Raw genomic sequence first — 15,649 nt, 5'->3', positions numbered from 1 at the left:
GACGAGCCGCCTCCATTCACGAGAGGATGAGGGGGAAGCATGACAGGCCACATTCTGGCGATCGACCAGGGCACCACGTCGACCCGCGCCATCATCTTCAACGGCGAAATGAAAATCGTGGCGGTGGGCCAGGAGGAGTTTCCGCAGCATTACCCCGCCTCCGGCTGGGTCGAGCACGACCCGGAGGACATCTGGAAAAGCGTCGTCGCGACCGTGAAGACGGCGCTGCGGAAGGCGAATCTGGAGGCCTCCGAAATCGCAGCGATCGGCATCACCAATCAGCGCGAGACGGTGGTGGTCTGGCATAAGGAGACCGGCAAGCCCATCCACAACGCCATCGTCTGGCAGGATCGGCGGACGGCGCCGCTGTGCGAAACGCTCAAGAATGACGGGCTGGAGGCTAAGTTCACGAGGAAGACCGGTCTGCTGCTCGACCCGTATTTTTCCGGCACCAAGCTTGCCTGGCTGCTCGACAATGTCGCGGGCGCTCGGGAAAAAGCGGAAGAGGGTGGGCTGCTCGCCGGCACCATCGACAGTTACCTCATCTGGCGGCTGACGGGAGGGCGCGTGCATGCAACCGACGCGACGAACGCCTCGCGCACGCTGCTCTTCAATATTGAGGCCAATGAGTGGGATGAGGAGTTGCTTTTGATCCTGCGCGTGCCGCGCCAGCTTCTGGCCGTGGTGAAGGATACTGCTGGCGATTTTGGTACCACCGAGAAAAGCCTCTTCGGCGCCGCCATCCCGATCCTCGGGGTAGCCGGTGATCAGCAGGCCGCGACGGTAGGCCAGGCCTGCTTCGAACCGGGCATGCTGAAATCCACCTATGGCACAGGCTGCTTTGCGGTGCTCAACACGGGCGAGACACTGGTGCGTTCGCAGAACCGGCTGCTTTCCACCATAGCCTACCGGCTGGACGGCAGGACCACCTACGCGCTCGAGGGCTCGATCTTCGTCGCAGGCGCGGCGGTGCAGTGGCTGCGCGATGGCCTCCGCATCATCGAAAAGGCGGACGATTCCGGCATGTTGGCGGAGAAGGCGGACCCGACACAGGACGTCTACCTCGTGCCCGCCTTTGTCGGTCTTGGCGCGCCGCATTGGGACGCGGAAGCGCGCGGCGCCATTTTTGGGCTGACGCGCAACACCGGCCCGGCAGAGTTCGCCCGCGCGGCGCTTGAATCGGTCGCTTTCCAGACGCGCGACCTCCTGGATGCGATGAGAAAGGATTGGCCCGACGGCAAGGAAACCAAGGTGCTGCGCGTCGATGGAGGCATGGTGGCGAGCGACTGGACCATGCAACGCCTTGCCGACATTCTCGATGCGCCGGTGGACCGGCCGACCGTGCTGGAGACCACCGCCCTGGGCGCGGCATGGCTGGCGGGCTCCCGTGCGGGGGTCTGGCCCGGCATGCAGGAATTTGCCAGCAACTGGGCGCTCGACCGCCAGTTCAAGCCGAAGATGGCCGAAGCCGAGCGGGAACGGAAGCTTCGCGGCTGGCGCGACGCGGTGCGTCGGACGCTGAGCCGAGGCTGATTTCAAGAGAGGCTCGCGCCGAAGACGCGGCGGAAGCAGGGTCTAGGGATTGATGATTCGCTGCTGCACGGCCTTCGCGACTGCCTGGGACAGTGTCCGGCAAAGCAGTTTCTGCCGCGCCGCCCGCAGATAGCCGCGCACCGTATATTCAGAAAGATCCAAGATCGCGGCAATGGCCTTGGCATCCTTGCCTCGGGCCGTCCAAAACAGGCATTCGATTTCCCGCGGCGCCAGGCCCGCCCGGGGCTGAGCGTCCAACGATAATTCCTCCATCACTCTTCGGTGAAGGATCTGCCCGGCCTGCGCTGCAGCCAGCGCGTGGCCCTGGATGAAGGCGGTCCAGCCATCGAGCGCCATGTCGGCACTCAGCGAGAGCAATGAGCGGCGGAAAGCGCGGTCGATAATAGGTATGGAGTAGCCTTGCGGGCCGATCCCATGGGCGCGGGAATCGGCCATGAATTCCTGCTCCCGCTCGTCCAGTGAAAGCTCATGCCAGGCGAAAGGACGATCGGTCGAGAAACCTTTGCGGACCACCGGATCGAGGCTGAAATAACCGTGCAGCACATAGCGTGAGATCCATTCCGGCGGGTAGGTCGTCTTCACGAACGGATAGTCGAGCGGCGCCACGCCCGAAACGCTCATATGGAAGGTGACGTGGGTGAGGCCGAGCATATCGCGCAGCAGAAAGACCGCTTCTTCTATGCTTGCCGCGCGGTCCACGACTTCGACGAGGTCGAGGCTTTCTGTAGCGGCGCCGTCGCGGCCACTGTTCATACGGATCCGCCCTCCGTCCCATTTCGAGAATGCTCGGCAAAGTGGCAGATTGCAAGCGCTTGCAGCCGGAGGCAGGAAATACTTACCAACAAAAACCCGGCCGAAGCCGGGTTTTCACAAGCGGGGTCCTGCTCTCTGCTGCTGCGCCGAACTCAGCGCAACCGGCCGCTCGCATGCGCCAGCATGGTGTAGACCTTGCCGGTATCGGAAGTGAGGTAGGTCTGGCTCATGATGTTGTCGCGGTCGGACTGCGCAACATCGGCGAGCAGCTTCTCGAAATCGCGGCAATACTGGTCCACGGCCCTGCGGAACTCGGCGTCGGACCGGTACTTGCGCTGGATCTCGTCGAAGGTCTGCTGGCCCTTCAGGGTATAGAGCCTGCGGGTGAAGACATTGCGCTCGCCGCGGCGATACCGCTCCCAAAGCTCGACCGAAGCCTCGTGGTCGATGGCGCGGGCGATGTCGACCGAGAGCGAGTTCAGCGATTCCACCATATGGAGCGCCGACCGATCGCCGCCGGTGGGAGGCGTCTCCGCCTGCTCCTCGGCGCGCGAGGCGCTGCGCAGGAGGTCTCGGATCCAGCCGCCCGTATTGCCGCCGTTCGCCGGCGCGGCAGGTTGCAACGCTTCGCGCGCGGGGGCGGGCCGCTGGGGCGCCGCCGGCCGGGCGGGCTGCGGTGCCGGTTCGACATGCGCCTTCTCGATGACGCGCGACAGGACCGGCGCGGGCGGCGCGGAAGTCACTGGCGCGAGGGGCGGAGCGGCTGGCCGCGGCCGTTCGGGAGCCGGTGCCGGTTCGGCGGGACGGATGCTGGTGCCCACGTCATGCAGACGACCGGATTTCGCAACAATGTCAGAGAGTTCCTTCAGGGCGTTAATCTGTTCCGTTATGGCCCTCCGCATGGCGGAGGTGGACTGCTTGGCTTCCTCGGGCAGCTCCACGATACCGCGCTTCATATCCGCGCGCGTCGCCTCGATCTCCGCGCGGATCTCGTTTGCGGTGCGGCGGAGTTCCTCCGTCGCGCCGGCGAAGCGGTTCGTCGCCGCGTCGACGACCTCGTTGATAGAGCCGCGGATCGCATCGACAGATTTGCGGGTCCGTCCCTCGGCCGCTTCCAGCGCTCCTTCGACCAGGTGCTCCAGGGACCGCATGATCTCTTCGACGCGCTCGGACTTTTCCACGAGGCCGTTGGCGAGTTCGCTGAGGGCCTGCTGGCGTCCTTCCATCGTTGCGCCGAGGCTCGCCTGCGCGCGCTCCAGGAGCTGCGAGGCGTTTTCGAGCAGGCGGCTGTGATCCTCGAAGCGACTGGTGATGGCCGAGATCTCGCGCAGTGTGCGTTCGGAGAAGTCGGCGAGGCGCCCGGAATTGGCGTTGATGAGATTCGCCGAATTGGCGAAGGTCTCGGCCGCTTTTTCCGTGTTGCGGGCGAATTCCTCGGTGGTCGTGGTGAGCCTCTGGTCGAGCTGCGACAGGTTCTCCGCAGCCGTGTGAACCAGCTGCCCCAGCCGGTCGCCGGAGGAATCCAGCTGGCCGAGCAGTTCGCCCACCTCGCCGACAAGGCTGCCGCGGGCCCGCTCCATGGCGCCGAGCGTTTCGGCGGTGCGGTTCGCGAGCGCGTTGACGAGGGCGGCGTTCTCTTGCCGCAGCCGCTCGGCGGTCTGGCGCGCGATGGCCTCGATCTCCTGCTGCAGCTCGCCCCCGCTCGCCTCGAAGCGCTCGACGAGCGGCCGGGCGGTCTCGTCCAGGATGCGCGCGATCTCGGAGGTCCGGTTCGCAAGGACCGTATTGAATTCGCGCGTCCGCTCGTCGAGGGTGCGCACAGTCTCGCCGGTGCGGCGCGAGATGTGCTCGTTGATGGTCGCGAAGGTCTGGCCAATCGTGTCAGCCGTCGAGACCAGGTCGGCCTGCGTGCGTGCGAGCTGCTGGCTCACATGCTGCGCTGCCTGCTCGGCGGTGGTCCTCAGCTGCTCCTCGGCCCCGCCGATGCCTTCCTGAAGCGTTTCGCGGGTGCGGTTCACGCTTTCGCCGAGCCGCCTCTCCACCTCGATCATGCCGCCGATGATGGCCGAGGCGCTGGAGCCGGCGGTGGATTTCAGCCGGTTCTCGATCTCGCCCAGCCGTTCGGCAATCGCCGCCGCACGGGCATTCAGCTCCGCCGCGGTCTGGTCGGTACGGGCAACGATCCGCTCGTCCACATTCTCGAAGGCGCGGGCAACGGACTCGGCCCGGTGGGAAAGCACTGCCGAGACCTCGGAGATGCGCGTGACCATGCGCTGGTCGATCTCCTCGAAGCCGCGCTGGAACCCGTCGGTCCGCTCAAGGATGCGCTGCGCTGCACCTTCAAACGCGCGGTCGATATTTTCCACATGCCCGCTCAAAAGATGCGCCGTGCTTTCGACGCGCCCGGTGATGCGATCTGCTGCGCCGTCGAACGTCCTGTCGATCTGGTCCACCTGCTCGGCCAGATTGCGGGCGACGAGCTCGACGCGTCCGGCGGCGCGGTCGGCCGCCCCGTCGAAGATGCCGTCGATCTGCTCCATGCGCTCGCCGAGCCTGTGGGCAACGATCTCGACACGTCCCGCTACGCGGTCGGCGGCGCCATCCAGCGTGCGGTCGATCTGGCTGACTTGCTCGACAAGGTTCTGTGCGACCAGCTCGACACGGCCTGCGGCGCGTTCCGCGGCCCCGTCGAAGATGCCGTCGATCTGTTCAACATGCTCACCCAGCGTCCGGGCAACGTTCTCGATGCGTCCCGCGGCGCGCTCCGCCGCGCCATCAAGGGTGAAATCGATCCGATCCACCTGACGGGCGAGGCCCTGCGATACGGTCTCGATCCTCCCGGCGGCGCGCTCGACGGCGCCGTCCAGGATGCCGTCGATCTGCTCGACTTTTTCGCCGAGGGTGCGGGCGACCATATCGACGCGCCCGGCGACCCGTTGCGCTGCGCCGTCGAAGATGCCGTTGATCTGCTCGATCTGCTCACCCAGGGTTTGGGCAACCACATCGACGCGTCCGGCGGCACGCTCCGCCGCGCCATCAAGGGTGCGGGCAAGGTTTTGGGCGACGGTGTCGACGCGCCCGGCAGCACGCTCGGCGGCGCCGTCGAAGATGCCGTCGATCTGCTCGAGCTGCTCACCCAACGTGCGGGCGACCACATCGACGCGTCCGGCGGCACGCTCGGCCGCACCATCGAGGGTGCGGGCAAGGTTTTGGGCGACGGTGTCGACGCGCCCGGCAGCACGCTCGGCGGCGCCGTCGAAGATGCCGTCGATCTGCTCGACCTGTTCGCCCAGCGTGCGGGCGACGAGTTCGCCACGAAGGGAGATTCGTTCCGCTGCGCCGTCGAAGGTGCGGTCGATCTGGTCCACATGCTCGCCGAAGGTGCGGGCGGTGCTTTCGACACGAGCCGCGATACGCTGATCAATGCCGTCAAGCATCCTCGCCGTCTCGCTGCTCAGCGAGGAGGTGGCTTCCGTCACCTTGTCGCGCAGCGCGCCGGCAACGACAATGGCGCTGTTCTCCAGAGTGTGGCGCACATTGTCCACGCCGATGGAGAGCGCTTTCTCCATGGTCCGCGTACGTTCCTCGATGATATTCGTATGAGCGGCGAACATGTTGTTCACGTGGTCGATGTCGCCGCGGATGGCGGCCGTCAGGTCGTCACGGCGCTCGACGATCCTGGCAATGTCGTCCTCGATGGCCGCCGAGAAGCTTGCGCGGGTCTCCAGCAGCTTCTCGATCTGGCCTTCGATGCGGTCCTCGAAGCTGGCATGGATCTCGTTGAGCTTGCTGATGTCATTCTGCAGCAGGGCGGCCAGGCGGTCCTGATTTTCCGTGAAAACGCCGATCTGCCGTTGCACCGCGTCATCCATGCGCGCCTGCACGGACTCGAACTGGCCAAGGCCGCTATCGAGCCGAGCATTGAGGGCGACCTGGCCATCCCGCAGCCGAGCTGCAAATTCTTCGGCCTTGCCCTCGAGCATGACGGAAGTGGAGGCGACGAGGTCCGAAAGCTCCCCTTCGATCGCGCCCCTGCCGGTCTCGATCGCGGAAAAGACGTCCTGCTTGCCGCGCGCGAAGGTTTCCGCGATGTCGCGGGTGCGTTCCACCAGGGCCTCGTTGATGTGGCGCGCACGGGCCTCCAGGGCCGATTCCAGGCGCTCGATGCCGGTATCGAGCGCCTGCGCCCGGGTAGAGAACTCCGACAGGAGCGTCTGGCCGCGTTCCGACAGCGTGTGTTCGATCTCGCTCAAGCGGTTGGCGAACAGCGTGTTCAGCTGATCGGAGGCGCTGCCGACCGAGGAGATAAAGTTGGCCGCGCGGCCGTCGAACACCTCCTGGATGTCGCGTGTGGCCTGCTCGGTGCGCTCGGTGAGGGTGGCGATGCGCGTGTCGAGGAGCTCGGCGATGCCGCTGCCCGAGGTGGTGATCTGGCGGGAGAGCATGTCGGACCGCTCGTCGAGCAGGTGCCTCACTGACTCGCTCGAGGCGCTGATGCGTTCGATGAAAGCCTCGCTCGAATTGCCGAGCGCAGTGATCCTGGAGTCAAGCAAACCGGCGAGGGTCTCGCTGGAGTTGGCGAGGCGGTGCGACAGGTTCTCCGTCCGCTCGTCGAGGGCGCGTGTAATCGTCTCACCCGCCGTGTTCAGACGCTGGGTGAACACCTCGCCGGACTGGCCGAGGATCGTCACCAGTCTCTGCGCGGCTCCGTCGACGCCCAGGCGGATCTGCTCGCCGGCCGAGTTCAGCTCCTCGCGGAGGATTTCATGGGCGCCGGAAATGGAAGCCCGGACGCGCTCCGCATGGCTGACGATTCCTTCGCGTTCGCTCCCCAGGCTGTCGACCAGCAGGCGGATGCGCGCTTCGTTCTCCGAATAGGCGCGTTCCAGCTCGTTCACTTCCGTATGGACCAGCGCCTCTAGCTCGACCGCCCGCGCAAGCGTGCGCTCGATGCCGTCGCCCATGGCCTGGACTTCGCGGCGGATGGCCTGACCCACCATCATCACGCGCTCCTGGGCGATGTTCTCCGGCTCCGAGAGGCGGAAGGCGATCTCCGCCATCTGCCGGGCGGCAAGCCGCATCTCCTGGGCACGGCGGATCATCACCGCAAAGCCCCAAAGGAGCACGATCGGCATGATCACGGCGACGGCAAGGGCAATGGCGTAGGGCGCCGCGACGAGGCCGTCCAGCGAGCGGATCTGCCAGATCTGGGGGCCATACAGGAGATGGGCGAAGAGGGCGCCAAGAGCCAGCCAGGCGACAGACAGGGCAGCCGCGATCCAATAGGCGGTGCGCGGCGCGCGCTGATCGAATTTGTGCGCAAAGCGCTGGTATTCGCTTTGCTTGTCGTCATTGGCGGGCAGGAGTAGGGGAGTGGAAGAGGCAGGCTGCGGCTCGGCGCGCCGGCGCAGCTCGCCCGCCACGGGCGCCTCGGCCGACGGCTGCTCGAGCTCCGGCTCAGCGTCCGCTTCAAGTTCGGCCGCTGCAGCTTCATGCGGCGGCTCGGAAATTTCGAGATTCTCGGCCGGCTCGAGGTCATCCCGCGCCTCTTCAACCGGCTCCTCCGAAGCGGACTCATCGCCCCGGCTTTCCCGGGCGAGCTCCTCGGCTGCGAGGGTGATCTGGGCCTCCAGCTCCTCCATGGAGGCGGCGATGTCGAGGTCGCTCCCCTCGACCGCGAAGGAGGCCGTCTCGATCTCGAGCGCTTCCTCCAATTCCCTCGCAAAATCGTCCGCAGACGTTTTCTTGGTCGTTACGTTGCGCGCCATGCCGCCTTACTCTTGAACTTTGGCATCCCGGAATGGGATCCCTGTGACCCGTTTACGCCCATACCCCGCCACCCGTATCGTAGTGGCACACTCTGGTGATTAAAATACGTTTTATCGCCGATGCCTAGAAGTTTAAACATAAGGTTAACGCTACGCTCGGCGAAACGCGAACTTTTCGGCCCCGCGATTAACGGCTTGTCCACACGGGTTAATTGCGCTTAAACCGCCTCCAGGTGGTGAGAATGCGGCACTATAGCAGGGATGGGCATGCTTGAGCGGCAAGAAGACGGTTTTCCAGAGGTATCGCCGATCGATCTCAGCCACCTTGCGCGGCAGACCCTGGGCGACGAGGGGCTGAAGCGCGAGGTGCTGCACCTGTTCCTCGTGCAGGCGACCGCCGCCCGCGACGAACTTCATATGCTGGACGGGGAAGCCCGCCGCAGCCTCGCCCACCAGCTGGTGGGTTCCGCCCGGGCCGTCGGCGCCTTTCCTCTCGCCGCCTGCGCGGCCGAGCTAGAGGCGTCGCCATATTCGGCGGCGGCGGACCGCCTTCCGCGCCTCGTCGAAGAGGTGCAGGTCTTCCTCACCCGCGAGATGGGCTGAGCGGCTCCGACGGTTGACACGTCGGCCATAGTCGCTATCTCCGGCAATCATTTTCCTCCCGCCCTGTGCTATCCCCGGACAGTTAATGACCAAGCTCACCTATATCGCCTTCGATGGCACGGAGTTCGAGGTGGACGCCGAGAACGGTTCCACTGTCATGGAGAACGCCGTGCGCAACGGCGTGCCTGGGATCGAGGCCGAGTGCGGCGGGGCCTGCGCCTGCGCGACCTGCCATGTCTATGTGGACGAAGCGTGGACGGATGTGGTCGGCCCGCCCGAGGCCATGGAGGAGGACATGCTGGATTTTGCCTATGAGGTGCGCCCCAACTCGCGCCTCTCCTGCCAGATCCGCGTGCGCGACGAACTCGACGGCCTTGTCGTGCGGGTGCCGGAACGGCAGGGATAGCGCGCAAGCCGCCTGCGACCGTTAACGGGCTCCTTGCTCCCGGCGTTGCGCCGCCTCTGCCCGCTCCAGCCGGTAGCGCAGGAGACGCATCATCCGGCTCTCGAAATTGATGCTTTCGATGCGATCAAAGGCGTCCTGCGCCGCATCATGCGTGGCAAGGATGCGTGCTGTTGTCTTCTCTGCCTCCTGCGCAAGGATGCGGCAGTTCTGCCGCCGCGGCAGTGCCTTGAGCGAGTCCTCGAGCAGACGCGCATGGTTCTTGGCGATGCTCAGATGGCTTTCCTCGTGGCGCTTGATGTCGCCGGCCAGCGTGTCCCAGATCAGGCGCACCTCCGTCTCCGCCCGGCGGCGGTCGCGCCACCGCGGCAGGATGACCTTCGCCTTTACCGAAACGCGCGCATCGACGACCCGGCACTGGCTGCCGGACTGGCCGTAATCTATGCGTGACGTGAACTCCATATTGGTGGCGCCGGGATGTCTGCGGCCGGTGCTGTCGAGCTTCGGCCCGCGCGTTTCCAACTGGCGCTCAATCTCGGGAAGCGTCATTCCGCCAATCGGGAAGTAGCTGTAGGTCTTGGAGATGGTGGCGGCCGTGGCAGGGGCCGCAGCTAGACAAAGGAAAAATACCAGAATGCGCCGCATATTGCTCTCCTGCCTCGGAGGGAGATTGCGCCAAGGAAGCGGCGCGCGCAACGAAAAAGCGCTTTGCGATAAGCGGGCGGCGCGGCGCAGGTAAATTGGAACCTACACGTGGTTCTGAATGCAATTGATTTTACCCGAGAGGCGCCGCACAACGGAACGCGCAGCTGGAACGGACGAACCGGGAATGACGCCGCCACGACAGTGGAAACTTGCTCACGGACGCACGCTCGATCTGGGGGCCGAGGCGCTGATCATGGGCGTGCTCAATGTCACTCCGGACAGTTTCTCCGATGGCGGCCGCTACGGCTCGGCCGCAACCGCGGTAGAGGCCGCGCTGAGGTTGGCGGCGGAGGGCGCGGCCATCATCGATGTTGGCGGCGAGTCGACGCGGCCGGGAGCCGAACCGCTCGATGCCGCCGAGGAGCAGGACCGTGTCCTGCCGGTGATCGAGGCCCTCGCGGCCGAAGACATCCTCCTCTCCATCGATACCTACCGCGCCGAAACGGCCCGCCTGGCGGTGGAGGCCGGAGCCCATATTGTCAATGATGTCTGGGGGGCGCAGAAGGACCCCGCCATCGCCCGCGTGGCGGCGCAAACCGGGGCAGGGCTGGTGCTGATGCATACCGGGCGGGAGCGGCAGAAGCTGCCCGACGTCATCGCCGACCAGTTCTTCTTCCTGCGCCGCTCGTTGGAGATCGTCCACCAGGCTGGGGTGAAGGACGAGCAGATCGTGCTGGATCCGGGCTTTGGCTTCGCCAAGGACCCCGGAGAGAATATCGCGATCATGGCCCGGTTTTCCGAGCTCCTCGGCCTCGGTTTTCCGGTGGCGGTGGGCACCTCGCGCAAGCGCTTCTTGGGCCATTTCACCGGCCGTGAGGTCGGCGAACGGGACGCCGCCACGGCGGCCACCAGCGCGCTTCTGCGCGTGAAGGGGGCATCCATCTTCCGCGTCCACGATGTGGCGGCGAACAGGGATGCGCTCCGCGTAGCCGATGCTATGCTGGCCGCCGAGACCTGACAGGGACGAGGCAATGTATGTGATCCGGCTGAAGAACTGCGCCTTCTTCGCGAGACACGGGGTGCTCGACGAGGAAGAGCGGCTCGGCCAGCGCTTTTATGTGGATGCCGAGCTTGCGGTAGAGCCGGGCACCGCGCTTGCCGACGATTCCATCGCAGACACCGTCGACTATGGTGTCGCCTTCTCGGTGATAGAGGAAATCGTGACCGGCCGCCGGCACTTCCTCATAGAGACGCTGGCGCTGGCGATCGCCCAGGGCCTCTGCGAGCGTTTCCCGCAGATCACGCGTGCGGCCATCACGGTAAGGAAGCCGAGCGCCCCCGTGCGCGGCGTGCTGGATCATGTCGAGGTGACCGTTGAGTGGCCGCAATAGGAGCCGCGCCTTCCTTTGTCTCGGCGGCAATCTGGGCGAGCCGGCGCGGACCATGGCCGCCGCGCTGCGCCAACTCGACGAGCAGGACAATGTCCGTCTTGTGCAGGTTTCTGCCCTCTACAGGACGCCGCCCTGGGGCAGAACCGACCAGCCGGATTTCCTGAACGCCGTCGCGGAGATCGAGACCGGACTGCCGCCGCGCGGCCTGCTCGAACTTTGCCTCGAGACTGAGCGCGTCCTCAAACGCGAGCGGCACGAGCGCTGGGGGCCGCGCGTCATCGACATCGACATCCTGACCTATGGGCAGGAACGAGTCTCCGAGAAAGACCTGGAGGTCCCCCATCCGCGGATGCTGGAGCGCGCCTTCGTTCTCGTGCCCCTGGCCGAGCTTGCGCCGGACCTCGTCATCCACGGGAGCCCGGTCAAGGATCATCTCGACCGGCTCGATGCTTCCGGCATCGAGCAGATCAGCGACGATCGCGAATGGTGGAGAGTACCGGCTAGTTCGCCGTGATCGCGCTGACGGTCTTCGGGTCGACGCGCTTCAGCGTCATGCCGATCACAGGAACGAGTTCCTCGTCCACATGGACCGAGATGGTCACATTCATCGTGTCCTTGCCGGAAAGCTGCGCCCGCATGGCGCCGGTCAGGGAATTGCGGTGTATCGCAAAGACGGCGTATTCGCCCTTCACGGTACCGCCCACCACATCCATGCCCTTGCCGCCCGCGCCATCGAGGAACGTGCCGCGGAAGCCGGCGCGGTGGCGCTCGACCTTGGCCGACATCTCCTGGTTAAAGACGCCGACCCGGCATCCGCCATCGAGCGCCATGCCGATCTTCTGCTCCGGCGTGGAGCCGGCGAAATTGCAGACGAATTTGGTGCCCTTGTACTTTCCCGCGACGATCTCGCCCGGACCGGACCACGCCCCTTCGATCTGTTTGAAGAATAGCCGCTCCCGGTCGGATGCGGCGGCGGGAGAAGCTCCGCCAAAGGCGAGCGCGGCGGCGAGGGAGAAAAGAGCGAGGTTGCGCGGAGACATGAGAACCGACGGTTGGCTGGCGACGACGATTTCCAAACAATGAAGAATTCTGGTTAAGGCTTTATCACCATCGCGGCCACGAGGCGACTGAATAGATAGAATTGCGCGTGCGGGAATCAGCCACGCTTATCCTGCCCAGCACTTTCCGACTTGGCGGCGAACTGGGTCAGGGCTTTTAGGAAATCGCCCATGCCCGGCCGCTCGACGGCACGGAAGGCGAGGGGGCGGATCGCCGATATGGCGGCAAGGCCGATGCGCGCCGTCATCATGCCGTTGACGATGCCCTCGCCGAGGCGGGCGGAAAGCCTCGCGGCGATCCCGTGCCCGATCAGCTGCTGCACCAGCGTTTCGCCCATGGCCATGGAGCCGGTCACCGCAAGATGGGCCAGGACATTGCGCGACAGGCGCAGGAAGCCGAGAAAGCCCGGCCGGCCGCAGTAAAGCTCGGAAAGCCGGCGCAGGAGGCGGACCGCCTCGAAAATCACATATACCACGTCCATCAGCGCCCGCGGGCTTACCGCCGTCACCACCGAGACGCGCTTGGCGGCATCGAGCACGAGTTTCTGCGCCCGTAGATCGATGGGAGCCAGGATCTCCTTTTCGGCGATTCGCAGAAGGTCCCGGCCGTCGATGACGTCGTGCTCCAGCTCCTCCAGCCTGCGCCGGCCCGCCGCCGTCTCCGCATGCCCGGCAAGCAGGTGAGTGAGATCGCTGACGACCGCCCGAGCTCCGGCCGCATCATCCCGCTCATAGGCCTCGTCGGCACGCCGGCGCATCTTCTCCACGGAGGCGAGGCGGGAGACGGCGAAGATCTCGCGCGCGATGATGCCGAACAGGGCGAAGGCGGCGACCGCCAACAGCACCGCACCCGTCCAGCCGAGCCAATCGGCGCGCGAGAAGAGGTTGCGGATGAGCTGGTCCGCCCAAAGGCCAGCTGCGAGGGAGACAAGCAGGCCGAAGGCGGCGAAAAAGATCGTGCCGAGGCGGGAGCGCCGTCTCGGCGCGACCGCAGGCGGAGGCGGAGCGGCTGCCGGTTCAAGCGCCTCGAACACGTCGATGTCGGCCGGCGTGATGACCGTCGATTCGTCCAGCCTGATGGCGCGCGGCGGGCGAAGCTCGTCCCGAGACGCCTCCTTCCTGGCGGAAGGCTGTTCGATGCGGAAGGCGGCGGGGCGGCGCGGTTCGCTCATGCAAGCTTGTCTCCGAGAAGGAACTGCAGGGCGCGGTCGAGGCGGATATGCGGCAGCGACAGGGTCACGCCCTCGATTGTGCGCTCGAGCTTCGGCGGGCGGAAGCGCACGAAACGGATCGCCGGATCGCCGGAGGGTGGCGGAGCATCCTTGCGGAAGAAGGCGACGGGACTCTCGGGCAGGTCGCCGGGAAAGATCGCCGTCTCCGTCTCGCCGTCGAACACCTCGTCGCCGATGGTTTCCCCGGCCAGCGGCGTGCCGATGATGACCGGAAGCGTCTGGCGGCCTCGCGTGACCGTGCCCTCGCGCGTGGCCCGCACCGCGGCCATGGCGACGACGTCCACGGCTGCGCCGGAAAAATCCGCCCGCGCGATGGCGCGCTCGGCCAGCCGCCTGACAATGGCCTGCAGCCTGTCGTGGCTTTCGTGGTGGATGTGATCCGCCTTGGTGGCGGCGATCAGGATGCGGTCGATGCGCCGGGAGACGAGCCCCGTGAGCAAGCTGCCGCGGCCCGGCCTGAAGCAGGCGAGGATCTCCGTCAGCGCGCGTTCGAGGTCATTGACCGCCGGCACGCCGGCGTTGATGGCCTGCATGGCGTCCACGAGCACGATCTGCCGGTCCAGGCGGGCGATATGCTCGCGGAAGAAGGGTTTTATGACGTGGCTCTTATATGCCTCGTAACGACGCTCCATCATCGCCTGCATGGAACCCGAGCGCGCGCGGCGGTCACTCAGATTGGCGAGGGGGGCGAAGGTGAGGGCGGGCGAGCCTTCCAGGTCGCCCGGCATCAGAAAACGGCCAGGCGGGAGCGTCGAGAGCGCCCGGCTTTCTTCCTTGCATGCCCTGAGATAGGCCGCGAAACTCTCGAACAGCCTGCGCGCCAGCATCTCGTCGGCATCCGCCTCCGGATCAATGCTGGCGGCGAGCGCGCGCCATTCGCGCGCCACGTCCTCACGGCCGGGCAGCTCGGAAAGCTCGATCGCCTCACGGCTGAACGTGCCGAAATCCTTGCTTAGGAGCGGGAGGTCGAGCAGCCATTCGCCGGGATAGTCGACGATGTCGAGGGAAATCCTTCCGCGCGAGAAGAGCCGGCCCCAGGCGGAAGCCGATTCGTAATCGATCGTGAGCCTCAGTTCCGAGATGGCGCGGGTGGAGGCCGGCCAGACGCGGCGGTCCACCAAGTCTGCGATATGATCCTCGTATTGGAAGCGGGGCACCGCATCGTCCGGCTGGTGCTCCAGATAAGCGTCGGCGATACGGCCGGAGGATTGGGCCTCGAACAGCGGCAATCGGCCGCCATGCACCAGATTGTGCACGAGTGCGGAGATGAACACTGTCTTTCCGGCGCGAGAAAGGCCGGTGACGCCGAGGCGGACCGAGGGCGACCAGAGACCGGCCGCGCGGTCGGCGACCGTGTCGATGGCGATCCGGGCTTCGTCGGCGATCGTGGTCAGCGATGGCAAGGGCCGATCCTTATCCTGTTGCGGCATCCGCATATAGGTGACGGAGCGTGGCGAAGGAATGATTCGCCGCCAGGGGCTCTCATCCGCGCGGCGAGAGGAAGGCTGCGAGCATGCCGGTCCTCGGCGCGATCCGCCACAGCGGCTCCTCCAGGTCGAGGACGGCTAGCCCGCCGGCGGGGAAGCCGGCCGAGACCGCAGAAAGCGCGGCCGAATCACCGGCCCGAGCAAGACTCAGCGCCAGTTCCTGGACCATGGGGTTGTGGCCGACGACGAGCAGCGATTCCTCCGCCGGCGAGGTGGCGACGAGGATCCGGTAGTCGGCAGCGTCGCCGCGGTAAAGCTCGGTCGCGTAGAGGGTTTCTGGGGGAGGGTGCGGAAGCTTGCGCGCCACCTCCTGCCAGGTCTGCTGCGCTCTTGCCGCGCTGGAGCACAGCACGAAGGACGGCAGATAGCCCGCCGCCCGCATGCGCAGCCCAAGCGCCGCGGCGTCTTGCCGCCCGCGCTCCGTCAGCGGCCGGTCGAAGTCGGAGCCGCCGGGCCTTATGTGCAAAGCTTCGGCATGGCGCAGCAGGTAAAGCCGGTACAAGCGCCTCTCCCATGGCGTTCCGCCGGTGCTCCGGCACTGTGTCAGCGATCTTACGAGGTTGCGAGGGCGCGCGCAAAATCGATCTGCGGCTTTTCGGAACAAAGCTGAGCCGCCTAAGAAAAGCTTTGTGTTCCAGCCGCTTGAGGCGCGCCTTTCAGGAAAGCGGCACCGTTGACGATTGCGTTACCCGGCAGCCATTTCTGCTTGTCGCCGCCTGCGCGCCCGAATATATAGGCGCCGCTGGGCAAGCTGT

13 protein-coding genes are annotated in these 15,649 nt (G+C 65.9%); 6 read left to right on the top strand and 7 right to left on the bottom strand.

The window, feature by feature from the left end; all coding sequences use genetic code 11:
* Positions 1–39 precede the first annotated feature (39 nt).
* A complete protein-coding gene (gene glpK / locus RIN79_RS09620) occupies positions 40–1,533 on the top strand; it encodes a glycerol kinase GlpK (protein ID WP_309084432.1) in 1,494 nt (497 codons plus the stop codon).
* 42 nt (positions 1,534–1,575) lie between these two features.
* Here the strand turns inward: glpK and RIN79_RS09615 are convergent, their stop codons facing one another.
* Together RIN79_RS09615 and RIN79_RS09610 are read right to left on the bottom strand one after the other, a co-directional pair.
* Positions 1,576–2,307: a LuxR family transcriptional regulator gene (locus tag RIN79_RS09615; RefSeq protein WP_309084431.1), complete on the bottom strand. Its 732-nt coding sequence runs from the start codon at positions 2,305–2,307 to the stop codon at positions 1,576–1,578.
* 152 nt (positions 2,308–2,459) lie between these two features.
* Positions 2,460–8,075 carry a hypothetical protein gene (locus tag RIN79_RS09610; protein WP_309084430.1) on the bottom strand — a complete coding sequence of 1,872 codons (5,616 nt, stop codon included), beginning with the start codon at positions 8,073–8,075 and terminating at the stop codon, positions 2,460–2,462.
* A 267-nt stretch (positions 8,076–8,342) separates the two neighbouring features.
* Between RIN79_RS09610 and RIN79_RS09605 the strand changes: the two genes are divergently transcribed.
* Positions 8,343–8,678, top strand: a complete 336-nt coding sequence (locus RIN79_RS09605; protein ID WP_309084429.1) for an Hpt domain-containing protein — start codon at positions 8,343–8,345, stop codon at positions 8,676–8,678.
* Positions 8,679–8,763: 85 nt separating this feature from the next.
* Positions 8,764–9,084 carry a 2Fe-2S iron-sulfur cluster-binding protein gene (locus tag RIN79_RS09600; RefSeq protein ID WP_309084428.1) on the top strand — a complete coding sequence of 107 codons (321 nt, stop codon included), beginning with the start codon at positions 8,764–8,766 and terminating at the stop codon, positions 9,082–9,084.
* 21 nt (positions 9,085–9,105) lie between these two features.
* Here the strand turns inward: RIN79_RS09600 and RIN79_RS09595 are convergent, their stop codons facing one another.
* Positions 9,106–9,726 carry a DUF922 domain-containing protein gene (locus RIN79_RS09595; RefSeq protein ID WP_309084427.1) on the bottom strand — a complete coding sequence of 207 codons (621 nt, stop codon included), beginning with the start codon at positions 9,724–9,726 and terminating at the stop codon, positions 9,106–9,108.
* A 184-nt stretch (positions 9,727–9,910) separates the two neighbouring features.
* On the opposite strand from RIN79_RS09595, the gene folP reads away from it, so the two are divergent.
* The 3 genes from folP to folK are packed head-to-tail and all read left to right on the top strand — an operon-like array spanning position 9,911 to position 11,631.
* Entirely contained in the window at positions 9,911–10,744 is an 834-nt protein-coding gene (folP, locus tag RIN79_RS09590) for a dihydropteroate synthase (protein ID WP_309084426.1), read from the top strand.
* Positions 10,745–10,757: 13 nt separating this feature from the next.
* A complete protein-coding gene (folB, locus tag RIN79_RS09585) occupies positions 10,758–11,117 on the top strand; it encodes a dihydroneopterin aldolase (protein WP_309084425.1) in 360 nt (119 codons plus the stop codon).
* Positions 11,101–11,631 (top strand): 2-amino-4-hydroxy-6-hydroxymethyldihydropteridine diphosphokinase, encoded by a 531-nt coding sequence (gene folK / locus RIN79_RS09580; RefSeq protein WP_309084424.1) that lies wholly within the window; start codon positions 11,101–11,103, stop codon positions 11,629–11,631. The genes folB and folK overlap by 17 nt, the downstream gene beginning before the upstream one ends.
* Here folK and RIN79_RS09575 read toward each other — a convergent pair.
* The 4 genes from RIN79_RS09575 to RIN79_RS09560 all read right to left on the bottom strand — a co-directional run bounded on the left by RIN79_RS09575 (position 11,618) and on the right by RIN79_RS09560 (position 15,396).
* Entirely contained in the window at positions 11,618–12,157 is a 540-nt protein-coding gene (locus RIN79_RS09575; protein ID WP_309084423.1) for a hypothetical protein, read from the bottom strand. The genes folK and RIN79_RS09575 overlap by 14 nt on opposite strands.
* Before the next feature lie 116 nt (positions 12,158–12,273).
* Entirely contained in the window at positions 12,274–13,347 is a 1,074-nt protein-coding gene (locus tag RIN79_RS09570; RefSeq protein ID WP_309084422.1) for a TIGR01620 family protein, read from the bottom strand.
* Entirely contained in the window at positions 13,344–14,837 is a 1,494-nt protein-coding gene (locus RIN79_RS09565; protein ID WP_309084455.1) for a YcjX family protein, read from the bottom strand. The genes RIN79_RS09570 and RIN79_RS09565 overlap by 4 nt, the downstream gene beginning before the upstream one ends.
* 52 nt (positions 14,838–14,889) lie before the next feature.
* Complete coding sequence (locus RIN79_RS09560) at positions 14,890–15,396, bottom strand: histidine phosphatase family protein (RefSeq protein WP_309084421.1); 507 nt, start codon at positions 15,394–15,396, stop codon at positions 14,890–14,892.
* Positions 15,397–15,649 lie beyond the last annotated feature (253 nt).

The sequence above is a fragment of the Chelativorans sp. genome, assembly GCF_031180965.1.
Lineage (GTDB): Bacteria > Pseudomonadota > Alphaproteobacteria > Rhizobiales > Rhizobiaceae > Chelativorans.
Note: the sequence above shows the minus strand (reverse complement) of the source record. Positions and strands in the feature narration are given on the sequence as shown.